Origin of the sequence: Pelomonas sp. Root1444 (assembly GCF_001426885.1) — a bacterium.
Classification (GTDB): Bacteria; Pseudomonadota; Gammaproteobacteria; order Burkholderiales; family Burkholderiaceae_C; genus Pelomonas.
Genome location: NZ_LMFP01000029.1, coordinates 118467 through 134256 on the forward strand (window position 1 = coordinate 118467; position 15790 = coordinate 134256).

Sequence of the window (15790 nt, forward strand, 5' to 3'; positions counted from 1 at the left end):
GAGCTGCTGATATGTCGTCAACAGACTCTGAAGAACTCACCAACATCCTGATCGTCGACGACGAGCCGGCCAACCTGCTCGTGCTGGAGAGCGTGCTCAACGACCCCGGCTACCGCATCGTGCGCGCACTGTCCGCCGACGAGGCGCTGCTGGCGCTGATGGCGCAGGAGTTCGCCGTCATGGTGCTGGACATCCAGTTGCCCGACATGAACGGCATCGAGCTGGCGCAGCTGATCAAGGAGCGCAAGAAGAACGCCCACCTGCCCATCATCTTCCTGACGGCCTACTTCGATCAGGACCAATACCGCCTGCAGGGCTACGGCTCGGGCGCCGTCGACTACCTGCACAAGCCGGTCAATCCGGCGGTGCTGCGCTCCAAGGTGGCGGTGTTTGCGGAGCTGGACCGCAAGACGCGCGAGGTCCAGCGCGCCAACCTGGCGCTGCTGGCCGAGGTGGAGGAGCGCCGTCGCGCCGAGGAGCGCCTGCGCGAACTCAACGAGACGCTGGAGCGCCGCGTCACCGAGCGCACCGAGGCCTTCCTCATCGCCGACCGCCGCCTGCAGGCCATGATGAGCAGCATCACCGACGGCCTGCTCCTCGTCGAGCCCGACGGCCGCATCGGCTACGTCAATGACCAGGGCGCGCGGCTGCTGGGCCGGCGCGCCGAGGAGCTGGTCGGGCGGCATCGCACCGACGTGTTCGGCGCCGGCGAGTTCGAGAGCGGTTTCGACCGTGCGGTGGCCGGCGACCAGGCCGTGTCCTTCGAGGCCATGGCACCCGGTGCCGCCGACCGCTGGCTGCAATGCCATTGCTACCCGGCGCACGACGGCCTGTCGGTCTACTTCCACGACATCACCGACCGCCGCGAGCTGCAGTTGCGCCGCGAGCAGCTGCTGGCCGCCGAGCAGGCCGCCCGCAGCGCCGCCGACCACGCCGCGCGCGCCAAGGAGGAGCTGTTCGCCGCCATCAGCCATGAGCTGCGCACGCCGCTGGCCGCCATCAGCGGCTGGGTGAACGTGCTGGCCCACCCGGGCGTGCAACCGGCCATGCTCAAGCGTGGCATCCAGGCCATTGCGCGCAACGCGCAAGCGCAGTCGGTGCTGGTCGACGACCTGCTGGAGATGAGCCGCATCGTCGCCGGCAAGCAGCTGATGAACGTCGAGCGTGTCGACCTGAACGGCATCGTCGCCTGCGCCGCCGACACCGCGCGGCCCACGGCGCAGGCGCGCCAGCTCAGCATCGAGCTGCGGCTGGCCCCGGAGGCGGCCGAGGTCCTCGGCGACGCCGGCCGGCTGACACAGATCGCCATGAATCTCGTCACCAACGCGATGAAGTTCACGGCCGCCGGCGGTGTGGTCACGCTGGCGACGGCGGTGCTGCCCACCGCCGTCGAGTTGCATGTCAGCGACGATGGCCAGGGCATCGCGCCGGACTTCCTGCCTCGCCTGTTCGACCGCTTCAGCCAGGCCGACGACGCGGCGTCCAGCGTGCATGGTGGCCTGGGGCTGGGGTTGTCCATCGTCAAGAACCTTGTCGAGCTGCATGGCGGCGAGGTCTGGGCGCACAGCGAAGGGCTGAACCAGGGCGCCGTCTTCAGCGTGCGCTTCCCACGTGCCGGCCTGTCGAGGCTGCCGCAGGAGGCGGCCGAGGCGGAGGACGATGGCCTGGAGCCCGCCATCACGGGCCTGCGCGTGCTGCTGGTGGACGACCATGCCGATGTGCTGGAAGCCCATGCGCGCCTGCTGTCCGAACGCGGCGCCGAGGTCAGCACCGCCGGCTCCGCCGAAGCCGCGATCGTCCAGCTGCAGGGGCAGGCCTTCGATGTGCTGCTCAGCGACCTCGGCATGCCCGGCATGGGCGGCTACGACCTGATCCGCCATGTCCGCAATGAGCTCGGCCTCGGCCCCGACCTGCTGGGTGCCGCTGCCGTCACCGCCTATGTGCGCCCGGCAGACCGCGAGGCGGCGCTGGCTGCCGGCTTCCAGCGCTTCCTGCACAAGGCCGCGTCGCCGCGCCTGCTGGCCCGCACGGTCGCCGAACTGGCCGCGGCAAGGCCGTCAGCGGCCCCGCAGGCCGCTGACGCCATGCCCGCACTGCGGGCGCTGTTCGTTGAAGACAACGTCGACCTGCGTGAGCAGATCGCCTGGCTGCTGGAGGAGCAGGGCTTGCAGGTCCAGACTTGCGCCACGGCCGAAGAGGCGCTGGCCGCCTATGCGCCGGCCCGCTTCGACCTCGTCGTGACCGACGTCAGCTTGCCGGCCATGTCCGGCGTCGACTTGGCGCGCATCATCCTGGCGCGCGAGCCCGAGGCCTGGGTGGTGTTTTCATCCGGCTACCCGATGGGCGATGACCTGCGCAGCTTCGGCCCCAATGTGCGCGCACTGCTGAAGCCCTTCGAGCTGTCGGATGTTGAACGCCTGACCGACGAGGTCAGGCGGCACCAGGGCGGAGCGGCTTAGCGCCCGCGTTGCGGCCCGTAGCCGTCATGGTCGCGGTCCCAGCGATCACGGCGGCCGTGGTCGCGGTGCCAGTGATCGTTGCGGCCTTCCCAGCGGCGGTCGCGATAGGAGGTCTCATACACCACCCGCGGTGCGGGCGCGTAGTAGTAGACGTCGCGCGGGGCGTAAACGGGCGCAGGCGCGTACCGGACCACCGGCGCCGGAGCGTAATAGACCGGCGCGGGCTCCTGCACGTAGTAGCGCGGCGCGTTGGACACGACGACGCCGGCCGGCGGCAGGTTGATGCCGATGGACCAGTGCGTCTCGGCGTGGGCGGTCGCAGCGCCGAACAGCGCGGCACCGGCAACCAGGGTGGCAAGGATGGGACGAAGCATTTGGAACCTCCTACGAGGCCAAAACGGCTGGCCTGCGATGCCTGAACAACGCCTCGCCCAGGCCGCCGTTGACGGCCGGCCGCGGCCAGTCGTAAGCGGGTGTGATGCGCGTGCGATGCTGCCGGCTCGGGTTGACCCTTAGGTGATGCCGCGCGCCCGGCCCGCGTGGCTTGACCGATGCCCCGCGCAGCGCCGTTGCCGAAACTGCCCTTACGGTAGCGCCGCCTCTTCTCGACGTGCGCGCCGCAACGGAGACAAGCCTCATGAACCTGCGCCGCCACCTCGCGTGGGCGGGCGTTGCGATCCTGGGCGCTGCATCACTCGCGACCGTGGCCCTGAGCCGCGGCGAGACGATCAGCGCGCTGTGGGTCGTGGCCGCCGCCCTGTGCACCTACCTCATCGCCTACCGCTACTACAGCCTGTTCATCGCGAACAAGGTGCTGGGGCTGGACCCGAAGCGGCAGACGCCGGCCTGGAAGTACAACGACGGGCTGGACTACGTGCCCACCAACAAGCACGTGCTGTACGGCCACCACTTCGCGGCCATCGCCGGCGCCGGCCCGCTGGTCGGCCCGGTGCTCGCGGCGCAGATGGGCTATCTGCCTGGCCTGCTGTGGATCCTGGCCGGCGTCGTCTTCGCCGGCGCGGTGCAGGACTTCATCGTTCTTTTCATTTCCACGCGACGCGACGGCCGGTCCCTCGGCGACCTCGTCAAGCAGGAGATGGGCACGGTGCCGGGGCTGATCGCGCTGTTCGGCGCCTTCATGATCATGATCATCATCCTGGCCGTGCTGGCGCTGATCGTCGTGAAGGCGCTGGCAGACTCGCCCTGGGGCCTGTTCACGGTGGCGGCGACCATCCCGGTCGCGTTGTTCATGGGCGTCTACCTGCGCTTCATCCGCCCGGGCCGCATCGGCGAGGTGTCGGTCATCGGCTTCGCCCTGCTGATGGCGGCGATCTTCGGCGGCCAGGCGGTCAGCGAAAGCCCGACGCTCGCGCCCATCTTCACGCTGGCGCCGACGACGCTCGTGGGCCTGCTGATCGGCTACGGCTTCGTCGCCGCCTGCATCCCGGTCTGGCTGCTGCTGGCGCCGCGCGACTACCTCAGCACCTTCCTGAAGATCGGCACCATCGTCGCGCTGGCCATCGGCATCGTCATCGTCGCGCCGCCGCTGAAGATGCCGGCGCTGACGCAGTTCGCGGCGGGCAACGGCCCGGTCTGGGCCGGCAGCCTGTTCCCCTTCCTGTTCATCACCATCGCCTGCGGTGCGGTGTCGGGCTTCCACGCGCTGATCTCGTCGGGCACTAGCCCGAAGCTGTTGGAGAACGAGACCCATGCCCGCTACATCGGCTACGGCGGCATGCTGGCCGAGAGCTTCGTCGCGGTGATGGCGCTGGTGGCCGCCTCGTGCATCGAGCCGGGCGTCTACTTCGCGATGAACAGCCCGGCCGCGATGGTCGGCAAGGACGCCGCGACGGTCGCGCAGACGATCTCGACCTGGGGCTTCGTCGTCACACCCGAGATGCTGACGCAGGCGGCCGCGGACGTCGGCGAGAAGACCATCCTGGCCCGTGCCGGCGGTGCGCCGACGCTGGCCGTCGGCATGGCCGAGATCCTGCATCAGGTGGTGGGCGGCAAGGCGCTGATGGCGTTCTGGTACCACTTCGCCATCCTGTTCGAGGCGCTGTTCATCCTGACCGCCGTGGACGCCGGCACCCGCGCCGGCCGCTTCATGCTGCAGGACCTGCTCGGCAGCTTCGTGCCGTCGCTCAAGCGCACGGAGAGCTGGGTCGCCAACCTGATCGCCACGGGTTTGTGCGTGGCGGCCTGGGGCTATTTCCTCTACCAGGGCGTGGTCGATCCTCTCGGCGGCATCAACACGCTGTGGCCGCTGTTCGGCATCGCCAACCAGATGCTGGCCGCCGTGGCGCTGCTGCTGGGCACCGTCGTGCTGTTCAAGATGAAGAAGGATCGCTACGCCTGGGTCACGGCCGTGCCGGCCGCCTGGCTGCTGGTCTGCACGATGACGGCCGGCTGGCTGAAGATCTTCTCGGCCGACCCCAAGCTGGGCTTCCTGGCCCACGCCGACAAGTACGCCGCGGCGATCGCCGAGGGCAAGGTGCTGGCGCCGGCCAAGACGCTGGACGCGATGTCGCGCGTGGTCTTCAACGACCGGCTGGATGCCGCGCTGTGCGCGCTGTTCATGGGCGTGGTCATCAGTGTGCTGATCTACAGCGTCAAGGCGATCGGGGCCGCCCGCCGCAACGGCAAGGTCACGGCGCAGGAAACCACCTTCGCACCGCTGCCGTCGGGCCAGCATGCTTGAGATGCGCGACCTGGCCCAGGCGGGCCGGTACCTGACGCAGAGCCTGCGCCTGATGGTGGGCGTGCCGGACTACGGCAGCTACCTGGCCCACCATCAGGCCACGCATCCGGAACGTGAGCCGATGAGCTACGAGGAGTTCTTTAGGGAGAGGCAGGCGGCGCGCTACAGCGCGCGGGTCGGGAAGTGCTGCTGAAACCCAGTGGTAAAAGGCCGGCCCATGCCGGTCGCGAACGACGATGCCCTCCCAGAAGGATTCCTTTTACTGCCCGGTCTGCTGGGCGCTGAGCAACGTGGAGCGCTGATTGCCGAGCTGACCGCGCTGCCGCCTGGCACGGCCGGGCAGCGGGAGTTGCTTGATCAGCCCTGGTGCCAGTCGGTCGCCCGGTGGCTGCGCGGGTTGCCGGAGTTGCGTCCGCTACTACCCGCAGGCGCCGTTGCCGTGCAGTGCACGTTGTTCGAGAAGTCGTCAGACCGCAACTGGCTGGTGACGCCGCATCAGGATCTCGCCATCCCTGTCGAAAGTCGTGTCGAGCATCCCGCGCTGAGCGGTTGGTCAATCAAGTCCGGTCGTCACTTCGTCTTGGCTCCGGCGGAGCTGTTGGCGCAGATGATCGCGCTTCGGCTGCATCTGGACGACGCGACCGAAGCGGACGGGGGTCTTCGTTTGGTGCCGCGCTCGCATCGCGCCGGTGTGCTGAATGACGTCGCCTTGGGACAGTGGCGCGAGCGCCCCGGTGCCGTGGCTGCGGATGCGTTGGCCGGCGACGTGTTGCTGATGCGGCCGCTCGTGCTGCATGCCTCGTCCAAGGCGTCTGCACCGGGCCGCAGGCGCGTACTGCACTTCCTGTTCGGCCCGCCAGCGTTGCCTCACGGCTTGCGTTGGCGCACGACGGTCTGACGTCACAACGTCGCGCTGCGCTTCCTCGCCATCGGCGGGTTCTTCGCAAAATACTTCGCGATACCCGATGCCAGCGCATCCACCAACCGGTCCTGGTAGTCCGGGTCGCGCAGCTTCTTCTCTTCCTCGGGGTTGGAGATGAAGGCCGTCTCGACCAGGATGCTGGGGATGTCCGGCGCCTTCAGCACGGCGAAGCCGGCCTGCTCGACGCGCGGCTTGTGCAGCTTGCCGATCTTGCCGATCTGGCCCAGCACCTCGCCGCCGAGCTTGAGGCTGTCCTTGATCTGCGCCGTCGTGCTCATGTCCAGCAGCGCGCGCAGCACGTTGGCGTCCTTGGTGGCGGCGCCGACGTTGACGCCGCCGACCATGTCGGCCGCGTTCTCCTTGTTGGCCATCCAGCGCGCGGCCGCGCTCGTCGCGGCGCCATCGCTGAGCACGAACACCGATGCGCCGCGCGCCTGTGGCGTGAAGAAGGCGTCGGCGTGGATGGACACGAACAGGTCGGCCTGCACACGCCGGGCCTTGCGCACGCGGTCCTGCAGCGGCACGAAGAAGTCGGCGTCGCGCGTCATCAGCACGCGGATGTTGGGGTTGGTCTGGAGGCGCTCGCGCAGCTTCAGGCCCACGGCCAGCACGACGTCCTTTTCCTTCAGGCCGGAGGGGCCGACGGCGCCGGGGTCCTCGCCGCCATGGCCGGGGTCCAGCGCGATGACGATGAGGCGGTCCACGGCCGCCGCGGTGGGCGGCTTGGGGTCGGGCGCGGGGGCCGGCTTGGGCGCCGCGGCCACCGGCGGCGGGGCGGGCACGGCGGCCGGCGGCGCGGGGCGCTCGATCTTCTGGATCAGTTCCTCCAGCGCATCGTTGACGGCGCTGGCCGCGGCCTCGGCGCGGCGGGCGGCGGCGGGCGGCTTGTCATGGTCCTGCACCAGCGTGACCAGCGGGTCGGTCTCGACCTTGGGGTGCAGGTCGAACACCAGGCGGTGCTGGTAGGCGGCCACCGGCGCGAGCGTGAAGATCTGGGGTGCCGCGGCCTGCTTGAGGTCGAGCACGATGCGCACGACGGTGGGCGTGTTCTGGCCCACGCGCACGCCGGCGATGTAGGGGTCGTCGGCCTTGACCTTGCCGATCAGCTCGCGCAGCCCCGGGCTCAGCGACAGGCCGTCGATGTCGATGACGAGGCGGTGCGGCGAGTCGACCAGGAAGTGCTTGGCGGCCAGCGGCCGGTCGGACTCGATGGTGACCCGCGTGTAGTCGGTCGCGGGCCACACGCGCACGGCCACGATGCTGGCCTGGCTGCCGGCGGCCAGCGTGTCGGGCGCCTTCAGCAGCAGCGCGAGCAGGCCCAGGGAGGTGCGGCGCTTCACTGCAAGGCTCCCACCAGGCGCGCATCGCCGCGGGCGCGCACGCGGCGGCTGTCGTCGGGCATCAGCTCGATGAAGAGCTGCAGGTCCGCAGGCGGCAACTGGCCGGCGGCCTTCTCGGGCCATTCGCAGAGCTTGAGGCCGGCTGCGGCGAAGACGTCGCGAAAGCCGGCATCCTCCCACTCGCGCGGGTCGCCGAAGCGGTAGAAGTCGAAGTGGCTGGCGCTGCCGCCTCCCGCCGACTCAGGCAGCTCGTAGCTTTCCATCACGGCATAGCTCGGGCTCTTGATGCGGCCCTGCACGCCGAGCGCGCGCAGCAGCAGGCGCACGAAGGTCGTCTTGCCGGCGCCGAGCGGCCCGTGCAGTTCGATGACGGCGTCAGGGGAGGGGAGCAGCGCCCCCGCGAGTCGTTCGGCGGTGGTCTGGGCCGCAGCTTCTTCGGGCCACAGCAACTGGGTTTCTAAAATCGCAGACAAATGCAAGAGGTCCCGTCCACTGTCGATACCGCCGCGCTGTTGGCGCGTTTGCGCGGCTGGGCGCGTGAGTTGGGATTCTCACAGATCGCCGTCGCCGATGTGGACCTCAGCAGCGCCGAACCCGGCTTGCAGGCCTGGCTGGACGCGGGCCACCACGGCCGCATGCACTACATGGCCTCGCACGGCCTGAAGCGTGCGCGGCCCGCCGAGCTGGTGCCGGGCACGCTGCGCGTCATCACGGCGCGCATGGACTACCTGCCCCAAGGCACCGAGCCGGGCTGGCAGGCGGTCGAATGGGCGGGCCTGGCGAACCCCGAGCAGGCGCAAATCTCCGTCTACGCCCGTGGCCGCGACTATCACAAGGTGTTGCGCCAGCGGCTGCAGAAGCTGGCCGAACGCCTGCAGGACGAAGTCGGGCCGCGCGGCCATCGCGTCTTCACCGACTCGGCGCCCGTGCTGGAGGTGGAGCTGGCCTCGCGCTCAGGCCTGGGCTGGCGCGGCAAGCACACGCTCAACATCCACCGCGACGCCGGGTCGATGTTCTTTCTCGGCGAGCTGTTCATCGACCTCGACCTGCCGCTGACCGAAGCCGTCAGCGCGCATTGCGGCGAATGCCGCGCCTGCATCGACGTGTGCCCGACTGGGGCCATCACCGCGCCGTACCGCGTCGACGCGCGACGCTGCATTTCTTACCTCACCATCGAGCATGACGGCGCCATTCCGCCGGAGCTGCGGCCGCTGATCGGCAATCGCGTGTACGGCTGCGACGACTGCCAGCTGGCCTGCCCGTGGAACAAGTTCGCGCAGCCCGCCGTGCTGGCCGATTTCGACGTGCGTCCCGCCATGGCGGGCGCGCCGATTGCCGAGCTGCTGGCTTGGGACGAAACCGAGTTCCTGCGCCGCACGGAAGGCTCAGCGATCCGTCGCATCGGCTTTGCGCGCTGGCGCCGCAACCTGGCCGTGGCGGCCGGCAACGCGCTGCGCGCGCGCGACGACGCCGCGCTGCGGGCCGCGCTGCTACGGGCCGGGGAGGGCGCGGACGACCTGGTGGCGGAACACATCGCCTGGGCCTTGTCCGCGCCGAACGAGCCTGGCGCGTTATCGTCCCGCCCGCTGTCTGTTGGAGCCATCGAATGACCTCGCCCTTTCGCCACCGCGCCGCCGTCCTTGCCCTGGCCCTGGCGGCGGCCCTGCCGGTGCAGGCCGTGCGCTATGAAGGCCAGGACTTTCCCGACACGCTGCAGCTTGGCGGCAGCACGCTGGCGTTGAATGGCACCGGCAAGCGCCAGGTGGCCATCTACCCGCTCTATCTCGCCGCGCTCTACCTGCCGCGCAAGGCGACGACGCCAGAAGCCATCTACGCCCAGCCCGGCCCCAAGCGCCTGGAGATGCGCATCGTCATCCCGCTCGTCAAGGACGTGTCGACGCAGGAGTTCGTCAAGGCCATCAACAAGGGCGTGCAGCGCAACACCACGGAGGCCGAGCAGGCCGCCCTGGCCGACCGCGTCAAGCAGTTCAATGCAGCCATCAGCGAGGTGGGCCGGGTGAAGAAGGGCGACCTGCTCGTGGTCGACTACCTGCCCGCCCAGGGCGGCACCGTGCTGATGGTCAACGGCAAGCCCTGGGGCAAGCCGATCGAGGGCCAGGACTTCTACACGGCGTTCCTGAAGGTCTTCATCGGCGACAGGAACAGCGATGCGCACCTGCGCGCCGGATTGCTCGGCCAGCCGGGCTAGCATCAGCCACCCACCACAGGAGACCGACTCATGCAACGCCGTTCCGTCCTGCAAGCCGCCGCACTTTCCGGCCTGACCCCGCTGGCCTGGGCCCAGGCCTATCCGAACAAGCCCATCCGCCTGATCGTGCCGTTCGCACCCGGCGGCACCACCGACATCATTGCGCGCATCATTTCCGAGCGCATGAACGGCATCCTGGGGCAGACCATGGTGGTCGAGAACAAGGCCGGCGGGGGCGGCACGGTGGGCGCGGCCGAGATCGTCCGAGCCGCACCGGACGGCTACACGCTGGGCGTGGCCACGGTGTCGACGACGGCGGCCAACCCGGCCATCAACCCCAAGATCGCCTACAACCCGCTGACGGACTTCACGCCCATCACCAATGTGGCGGCGACGCCCAACGTCATCGCCGTGCATCCGAGCTTCCCGGCCAGGGACTACAAGGGCTTTCTCGCCGAGCTCAAGAAGAACCCCGCCAAGCACAGCTACGCGACCTCGGGCACCGGCGGCATCGGCCACCTGCAGATGGAGCTGTACAAGACGCTGGCCGGCGTCTTCGTGCTGCACATCCCCTACCGCGGCGCCGGCCCGGCGCTGAACGACACGGTGGCCGGACAGGTGCCGATGATCTTCGACAACCTGCCGTCCGCGCTGCCCTTCATCAAGGACGGCCGGCTCATTCCCATCGTCGTCGCCGCGCCCCAACGTGTGGCCTCGCTGCCCAACGTGCCGACCTTCAAGGAAGTCGGCCTGGAGCCAGTCAATCGCATGGCCTATTACGGCATCCAAGGCCCCAAGGGCCTGCCGCGCGACATCGTCGACAAGATCAACGCGGCCGTCCGCAAGGCGGTCGAGATTCCCGACGTGAAGAAGCGCATTGAAGACACCGGCTCGCTGATCGTGGCCAACACGCCGGAGCAGTTCGCGGCGCAGATCGCGGCCGAGTTCGATGTCTACAAGAAGGTCGTGGCGGCGCAGAAGCTGAAACTTGATTGAAGTGGAGCCCCTCGTCCAAGGAGTACCTTGGCCGGTCTTGCAGACCGCGCCGCGGCTTGCGCCGCAGCCCTTCGGCAGGCACATGCCGCCCACTGGGCGCCATGTGTCCAGCCTCAGCCCCCGGGGGGACGGCGATGCTTGCGGCATCAAGCCGCAAGCACATCGCCAAGGCGGGCCGGCTTGGGAGCGGCCCGGCGCTCGGCCCGAACGCAACACGCGCCATGGGTGACGGGGCTGCTGATCCTTGCATCGAGTCCTTCATCGAGGCGCTCTGGCTGGAAGACGGCCTGAGCGCCAACACCCAGGCGGCCTACCGGCGCGACCTGACGGCGCTGGCGATATTGATCGCACCGCGCCCGCTGGACAGCTGCACGGAGCACGACCTGCTGGAACTTGCGGTCGCCAAGGCGTCGGGCAAGACGAGCAGTGCCAACCGCCGCTTGTCGGCGGTCAAGCGCTACTTCCGCTGGGCGTTGCGCGAAGGCCGGGTGGCGGCCGACCCGACACTGAAGCTGACCGCGGGCAAGGCCGGGCACCGCAACATCAAGCTGCTCAGCGAGGCGCAGGTGAGCGCGCTGTTGGCCGCGCCTGACGTGAACACCGCGCTGGGCCTGCGTGACCGAGCCATGCTGGAGCTGATGTACGCCAGCGGGCTGCGCGTCAGCGAGCTGGTCACGCTCAAGGGCGCGCATGTCGCCTTCAAGGACGGCGTGCTGCACGTCACCGGCAAGGGCGGCAAGGCGCGCCTCGTGCCTTTTGGCGAGCATGCGCGCGACTGGATGGCGCGCTACCTGCGCGAGGCGCGTGCCGAGATCCTGGCCGGCCGGAGCAGCGACGACCTCTTCGTCACCGCCCGCGGCGCCGGCATGACGCGGCAGATGTTCTGGACCCTCATCAAGCGGCACGCGCTGGCGGCCGGCATCACGGTGCCGCTGTCGCCGCACACCTTGCGCCACGCCTTCGCCACGCACCTGCTCAACCATGGTGCGGACCTGCGCGCCGTGCAGCTGCTTCTGGGGCATGCCGACCTGTCGACGACGCAGATCTACACCCATGTGGCGCGCGAGCGCCTCAAGGCGTTGCACGCCGAGCACCACCCGCGCGGCTGAGGGCTGGGCCTTGCGCCGCTTGCGCCGCGGCATCATTCGTTCAACCTGTCGGCGGGCCACAACACCCGCCCTCTGGACCGGTGCTGCCAGGGGCAAACTCCGCCGCCATCACAAATCCATTCCCGGAGTCCCCATGGCCGCCCCCCGCCTGCTACCCGTTGCGCTCGCCGCGCTGAGCCTGTTCGGCACCGCCGCCGCCCTGGCCCAGGAGGCCAGCAGCCTCGAACGCGTGACCGTGGTCGGTTCGCGCAAGACCTTGCCGGCCGCGTCCAGCACCGACACGCTGGTGCCCGTCGACATCTATTCGATGAGCAAGGCTGCGGAGGGCGGTGGTCAATTCGACCTGGCGCAGACGCTGCAGAACCTGTCGCCCTCGTTCAACTCCACCCGGCAGACCGGCGCGGACGGCGCCGACCTGATCGACTCCGCTGCGCTGCGCGGCCTGGGCTCGGACCAGACGCTGGTGCTGGTCAACGGCAAGCGCCGTCACACGGTGGCGCTGGTCAACCTGTTCGGCGCGCGCAACCGTGGCTCGACCGGCACGGACATGAACTCCCTGCCACTGCTGGCCATCGAGAACGTGCAGGTGCTGCGCGATGGCGCGGCGGCCCAATACGGCTCGGATGCGATTGCCGGCGTCATCAACATCCAGCTGAAGAAGAGGACCGGCTGTGAGGCCGTGGCCGGCTACGGGCAGTACTCGGCCGGCGACGGCAAGAACTACCTCGCCTCGGCCTACTGCGGCATCAAGCTGGGCGACGGCTCGCTCGGTATCACCGGCGAATGGCAGGACCGCGGTCGCTCCAACCGCAACGACCCCAACGACGAGAACGTCGGCCCCCGCACCATTGGCGACACGGCGGTCACGAACAAGACGGTCTACCTGAACGGCGAGTTTCCACTGGCGGCACAGAACAAGCTCTACGTCACGGCCGGCGCGCAGAACCGCGACGCATCGTCCGGCGCCTGGGCGCGTGGCGGCGTCGGCTCCAGCGACGTGCCGTCGCGCAACTCCGCTGCCATGTACCCGGACGGCTTCGTGCCGTTCATCAACGGCAAGATCGAGGACCGCTACTTCAGCATCGGCTGGAAGTCGGCTATCGCAGGCTGGGACACCGACCTGTCGCAGACCTACGGCTCCAACAAGATGCGCTACAACATCAGCAACACGCTGAACGCATCCATTGCCAACAAGGATCTGCTGGCGGGCGGCGCGGGGCTCAGCCCGACGAGCTTCGATGCCGGCGGCTTCGGCTTCAGCCAGGCGACGACGAACTTCGACGTCAGCCGCTTCTTCCCCGAACTGCTCGGTGGCAGCAACATCGCCTTCGGCGCCGAGTACCGCAAGGAGAAGTACGACATCGTCGCCGGCGAGCTGGGTTCCTACCAGGACGCCGACGGCCTGAACTTCGGCGGCATCGCCGGCAGCCAGGGCTTCCCGGGCTTCCAGCCGGTCGACGTGACCAACCGCAGTCGCAAGAGCCAGGCCATCTACGCCGATTGGGAAGCCAGCTTCACGCCCAGCCTGACGGTCGATGCCGCCATTCGTGCCGAGCACTACAGCGACTTCGGCTCCGAGACCACCGCCAAGCTGGCCGGCAGCTACAAGGTGAGCAAGGAAGTGCTGCTGCGCGGCGCAGCCAGCACCGGCTTCCGCGCCCCCAGCCTGCAGCAGCTCTACTTCTCGTCCACATTCACCGATTTCATCAGCGGCGAGCCCGTGCAGGTGAAGCTGGCCCCCAACGGCAGCGCCATCCCGCAGGCCGCCGGGGTGCCGCCGCTCAAGCAGGAGAAGTCCAAGAACTTCACGCTCGGCCTCACCGTCAAGCCGAGTGCCGACACGTCGGTCACCGTCGATCTGTACCAGATCAACATCAAGGATCGCATCGTGCTGTCGGGCCGCTTCACCGCCGACAACTACCCGCCGCTGGCGCCGCTGCTGAACAGCCTGGGCGTCGAGCAGACGGCCTTCTTCGTCAACTCCATCAACACGCGCACCCGTGGCCTGGACCTGACCGCCTCCAACCGCATGAAGCTGGGCGCGGGTCAGCTCAGCACCTTCCTGGCGCTCAACATCAGCCGCACGACGGTGACGGCCATCCACGCGCCGGCCGCGCTGCAGGGCTACGAGGACGTGCTGCTGTCGTCACGCGAGCGCCTCTTCATCGAGCAGGCCGGCCCCCGCGCCAAGGCGACGCTGGGCTTCGAGTACAGCCAGGGTGCTTGGACGGGCGAGGCCAAGATCATCCACTTCGGCAAGCAGACGCAAGGCGCCTTCACGGAAGGCATGACGCTGAACTACAAGGCGAAGACGTCGATGGACCTGGGGATGACATGGCAGGCCACGCCGGCCCTCAAGCTCAGCGTGGGTGGCAACAACGTCTTCAACGTCAAGCCGACGCGCCAGGACCCGCTCGAGACCGACAACGGCTTCTATTACGACAGCGTGCAGTTCGGCCTGAACGGCGCGTCCTACTTCGCACGGGCGCACTACCGCTTCTGAGCGCTGCGCTGAGAATCAGGGCCGATGGACCACAGCTTCCTCTCGGCCCTGATCCTGCTGCTGCTGGTGCTCGACCCGCTCGGCAGCCTGCCCGTCTTCATCCCCATCATGCGTGCGGTGCCCAAAGAGCGCCGCACGCGCGTGGCGATGCGCGAGGTGGGCATTGCGTTCTGCGTGCTGTTCGCCTTCATGTTCCTGGGCGAAGGCTTCCTGCGCGTCATGCACTTGTCGGAGCGCTCGCTGGAGGTGGCCGGCGGCGTGATCCTGATCATCATCGCCATCCGCATGATCTTCGGTGGCTCGGGCGAATCGGCCTACGGCCTGGAGCCGGGGCGCGAGCCGCTGATCTTCCCGCTCGCCGTGCCGCTGCTGGCCGGGCCGTCGGCCATGGCGACGGTGCTGCTGCTGGCCTCCCGCCAGCCCGACCGCATCTACGAGTGGATCGGCGCGCTCAGCGTGGCTATGCTGGTGTCGGGCGTCGTGCTGGTCATGGCCGACCGCATCCGCAAGCTGCTGGGCGATTCGGTCGTGTCGGCCATCGAGAAGCTGATGGGCCTGGTGCTCACGGCGATTGCCGTCGAGATGGTGCTGGCGGGGTTGAAGCGCTACTTCGTCGGGGGCCTGTAGCCGGCCGAACGACAAGGGGCACCGCCAGCCCCGGTCCCACTCACTTGTTCTTCAGCTTGGCTTCCTTGCCCTTGGGCAGGACGGCCGTCATCGGCGCCACCGGGCGGTCCGAGCCGGCCGCGGCCTTGCCGGGGGCGGCGTCCTTCTTGGGCTTCTTGGTCATCTTGTTGCCGCGTTGTTCTGTGTTCGCCATCGAGTCCTCCGTGAGTGGTTGAAAACTGGAACTATGCCTCAGCGTCCGCCTGCACCCGCGCTGGGCTGGCCGCCCATTCGCTGGCCGTGACGTCGTAGCGCTTGCAGTCCATGTCGTACCAGCGGCCCAGGCCGGTGAAGTGCATGCCGAGTTTCTCCATGACGGCGGCCGACGCGGTGTTCTCAGGTTGGCAGACGGCGCAGACGCGCTCCGGCTGGAGTGTGCGGAAGGCCCAGCCGACCATGTGGCGCGCCGCCTCGCTGGCATAGCCCTGTCCCCAGGCGTCCTGCCGCAGCCGCCAACCCGTCTCCAGCGGTTCGGCCGGGTCGCGGTTCAGGTGCTGGATACAACCGGTCCCGATCAGCTCGCCGTCATCCCGCCGCATGAAGGCCCACCACGAATAGCCGAATTCGGCCCATCGAGCCTTGACGCGGTCGATCATCAGCTGCGTGTCGGCCGGCGTGTCTGGCCGGCCGGTGATGTACCGCATGACCACGGGGTCGCTGTTGAGGCGGTGCAAGCCTTCGAAGTGGCGGTCTTCCAGCGGCTCGAGACGCAGCCGGGGCGTGAGTAGGACGGTCATCGGAACGAGTGCCTTGTCTGAGGAACTTGTGATTCTGAAAGCAGCGGCTCTCACGATTCGAAAGTCACTTTCCATATTGTGGGAGTGACCATTGCTGCGGCGCCGCAAAATTTCTCATTATGGTGAATGTAATTTCTCTATTTGAAAA

15 protein-coding genes are annotated in these 15790 nt (G+C 68.6%); 10 read left to right on the forward strand and 5 right to left on the reverse strand.

What is annotated here, in order from left to right; all coding sequences use genetic code 11:
* Positions 1 to 11: 11 nt before the first annotated feature.
* The gene (locus ASD35_RS24480; RefSeq protein ID WP_056877588.1) at positions 12 to 2459 is read left to right on the forward strand and encodes a response regulator; all 2448 of its coding nucleotides are present in this window, start codon (positions 12 to 14) and stop codon (positions 2457 to 2459) included.
* On the opposite strand, the gene ASD35_RS24485 is transcribed toward ASD35_RS24480, so the two are convergent.
* Positions 2456 to 2833, reverse strand: coding sequence for a hypothetical protein (locus ASD35_RS24485; RefSeq protein ID WP_056877589.1), 378 nt, complete (start codon positions 2831 to 2833; stop codon positions 2456 to 2458). The genes ASD35_RS24480 and ASD35_RS24485 overlap by 4 nt on opposite strands.
* Positions 2834 to 3096: 263 nt before the next feature.
* Here ASD35_RS24485 and ASD35_RS24490 point away from each other — a divergent pair, with 263 nt between their 5' ends.
* Genes ASD35_RS24490 through ASD35_RS24500 form a run of 3 tightly spaced genes read left to right on the forward strand, consistent with a single transcriptional unit; the run spans position 3097 to position 6058 of the window.
* Positions 3097 to 5160 (forward strand): carbon starvation CstA family protein, encoded by a 2064-nt coding sequence (locus ASD35_RS24490; RefSeq protein ID WP_056877590.1) that lies wholly within the window; start codon positions 3097 to 3099, stop codon positions 5158 to 5160.
* Entirely contained in the window at positions 5153 to 5353 is a 201-nt protein-coding gene (locus ASD35_RS24495; protein WP_056877591.1) for a YbdD/YjiX family protein, read from the forward strand. Before ASD35_RS24490 ends, ASD35_RS24495 begins: the two co-directional genes overlap by 8 nt.
* 24 nt (positions 5354 to 5377) lie before the next feature.
* The gene (locus ASD35_RS24500) at positions 5378 to 6058 is read left to right on the forward strand and encodes a phytanoyl-CoA dioxygenase family protein (protein ID WP_056877592.1); all 681 of its coding nucleotides are present in this window, start codon (positions 5378 to 5380) and stop codon (positions 6056 to 6058) included.
* A 2-nt stretch (positions 6059 to 6060) separates the two neighbouring features.
* Here ASD35_RS24500 and ASD35_RS24505 read toward each other — a convergent pair whose 3' ends face one another.
* Positions 6061 to 7422 (reverse strand): N-acetylmuramoyl-L-alanine amidase, encoded by a 1362-nt coding sequence (locus ASD35_RS24505; RefSeq protein ID WP_056877593.1) that lies wholly within the window; start codon positions 7420 to 7422, stop codon positions 6061 to 6063.
* Positions 7419 to 7871 carry a tRNA (adenosine(37)-N6)-threonylcarbamoyltransferase complex ATPase subunit type 1 TsaE gene (gene tsaE / locus ASD35_RS24510; RefSeq protein ID WP_056877594.1) on the reverse strand — a complete coding sequence of 151 codons (453 nt, stop codon included), beginning with the start codon at positions 7869 to 7871 and terminating at the stop codon, positions 7419 to 7421. The genes ASD35_RS24505 and tsaE overlap by 4 nt, the downstream gene beginning before the upstream one ends.
* 24 nt (positions 7872 to 7895) lie before the next feature.
* On the opposite strand from tsaE, the gene queG reads away from it, so the two are divergent.
* The 6 genes from queG to ASD35_RS24540 all read left to right on the forward strand — a co-directional run bounded on the left by queG (position 7896) and on the right by ASD35_RS24540 (position 14866).
* A complete protein-coding gene (gene queG, locus ASD35_RS24515; RefSeq protein ID WP_200956104.1) occupies positions 7896 to 9032 on the forward strand; it encodes a tRNA epoxyqueuosine(34) reductase QueG in 1137 nt (378 codons plus the stop codon).
* A complete protein-coding gene (locus ASD35_RS24520) occupies positions 9029 to 9631 on the forward strand; it encodes a chalcone isomerase family protein (RefSeq protein WP_056877595.1) in 603 nt (200 codons plus the stop codon). Before queG ends, ASD35_RS24520 begins: the two co-directional genes overlap by 4 nt.
* Positions 9632 to 9661: 30 nt before the next feature.
* Positions 9662 to 10627, forward strand: coding sequence for a tripartite tricarboxylate transporter substrate binding protein BugE (locus ASD35_RS24525; protein WP_056877596.1), 966 nt, complete (start codon positions 9662 to 9664; stop codon positions 10625 to 10627).
* A 221-nt stretch (positions 10628 to 10848) separates the two neighbouring features.
* On the forward strand, positions 10849 to 11736 hold the full coding sequence (gene xerD, locus ASD35_RS24530; protein ID WP_056877668.1) for a site-specific tyrosine recombinase XerD: 888 nt from the start codon (positions 10849 to 10851) through the stop codon (positions 11734 to 11736).
* 133 nt (positions 11737 to 11869) lie between these two features.
* Positions 11870 to 14239, forward strand: a complete 2370-nt coding sequence (locus tag ASD35_RS24535; RefSeq protein WP_056877597.1) for a TonB-dependent siderophore receptor — start codon at positions 11870 to 11872, stop codon at positions 14237 to 14239.
* Between the two features lie 24 nt (positions 14240 to 14263).
* On the forward strand, positions 14264 to 14866 hold the full coding sequence (locus ASD35_RS24540; protein WP_056877598.1) for a MarC family protein: 603 nt from the start codon (positions 14264 to 14266) through the stop codon (positions 14864 to 14866).
* Positions 14867 to 14906: 40 nt separating this feature from the next.
* Here the strand turns inward: ASD35_RS24540 and ASD35_RS27745 are convergent, their stop codons facing one another.
* The gene (locus ASD35_RS27745; RefSeq protein ID WP_164488656.1) at positions 14907 to 15059 is read right to left on the reverse strand and encodes a hypothetical protein; all 153 of its coding nucleotides are present in this window, start codon (positions 15057 to 15059) and stop codon (positions 14907 to 14909) included.
* 31 nt (positions 15060 to 15090) lie between these two features.
* The gene (locus ASD35_RS24545; RefSeq protein ID WP_056877599.1) at positions 15091 to 15642 is read right to left on the reverse strand and encodes a GNAT family N-acetyltransferase; all 552 of its coding nucleotides are present in this window, start codon (positions 15640 to 15642) and stop codon (positions 15091 to 15093) included.
* Positions 15643 to 15790 lie beyond the last annotated feature (148 nt).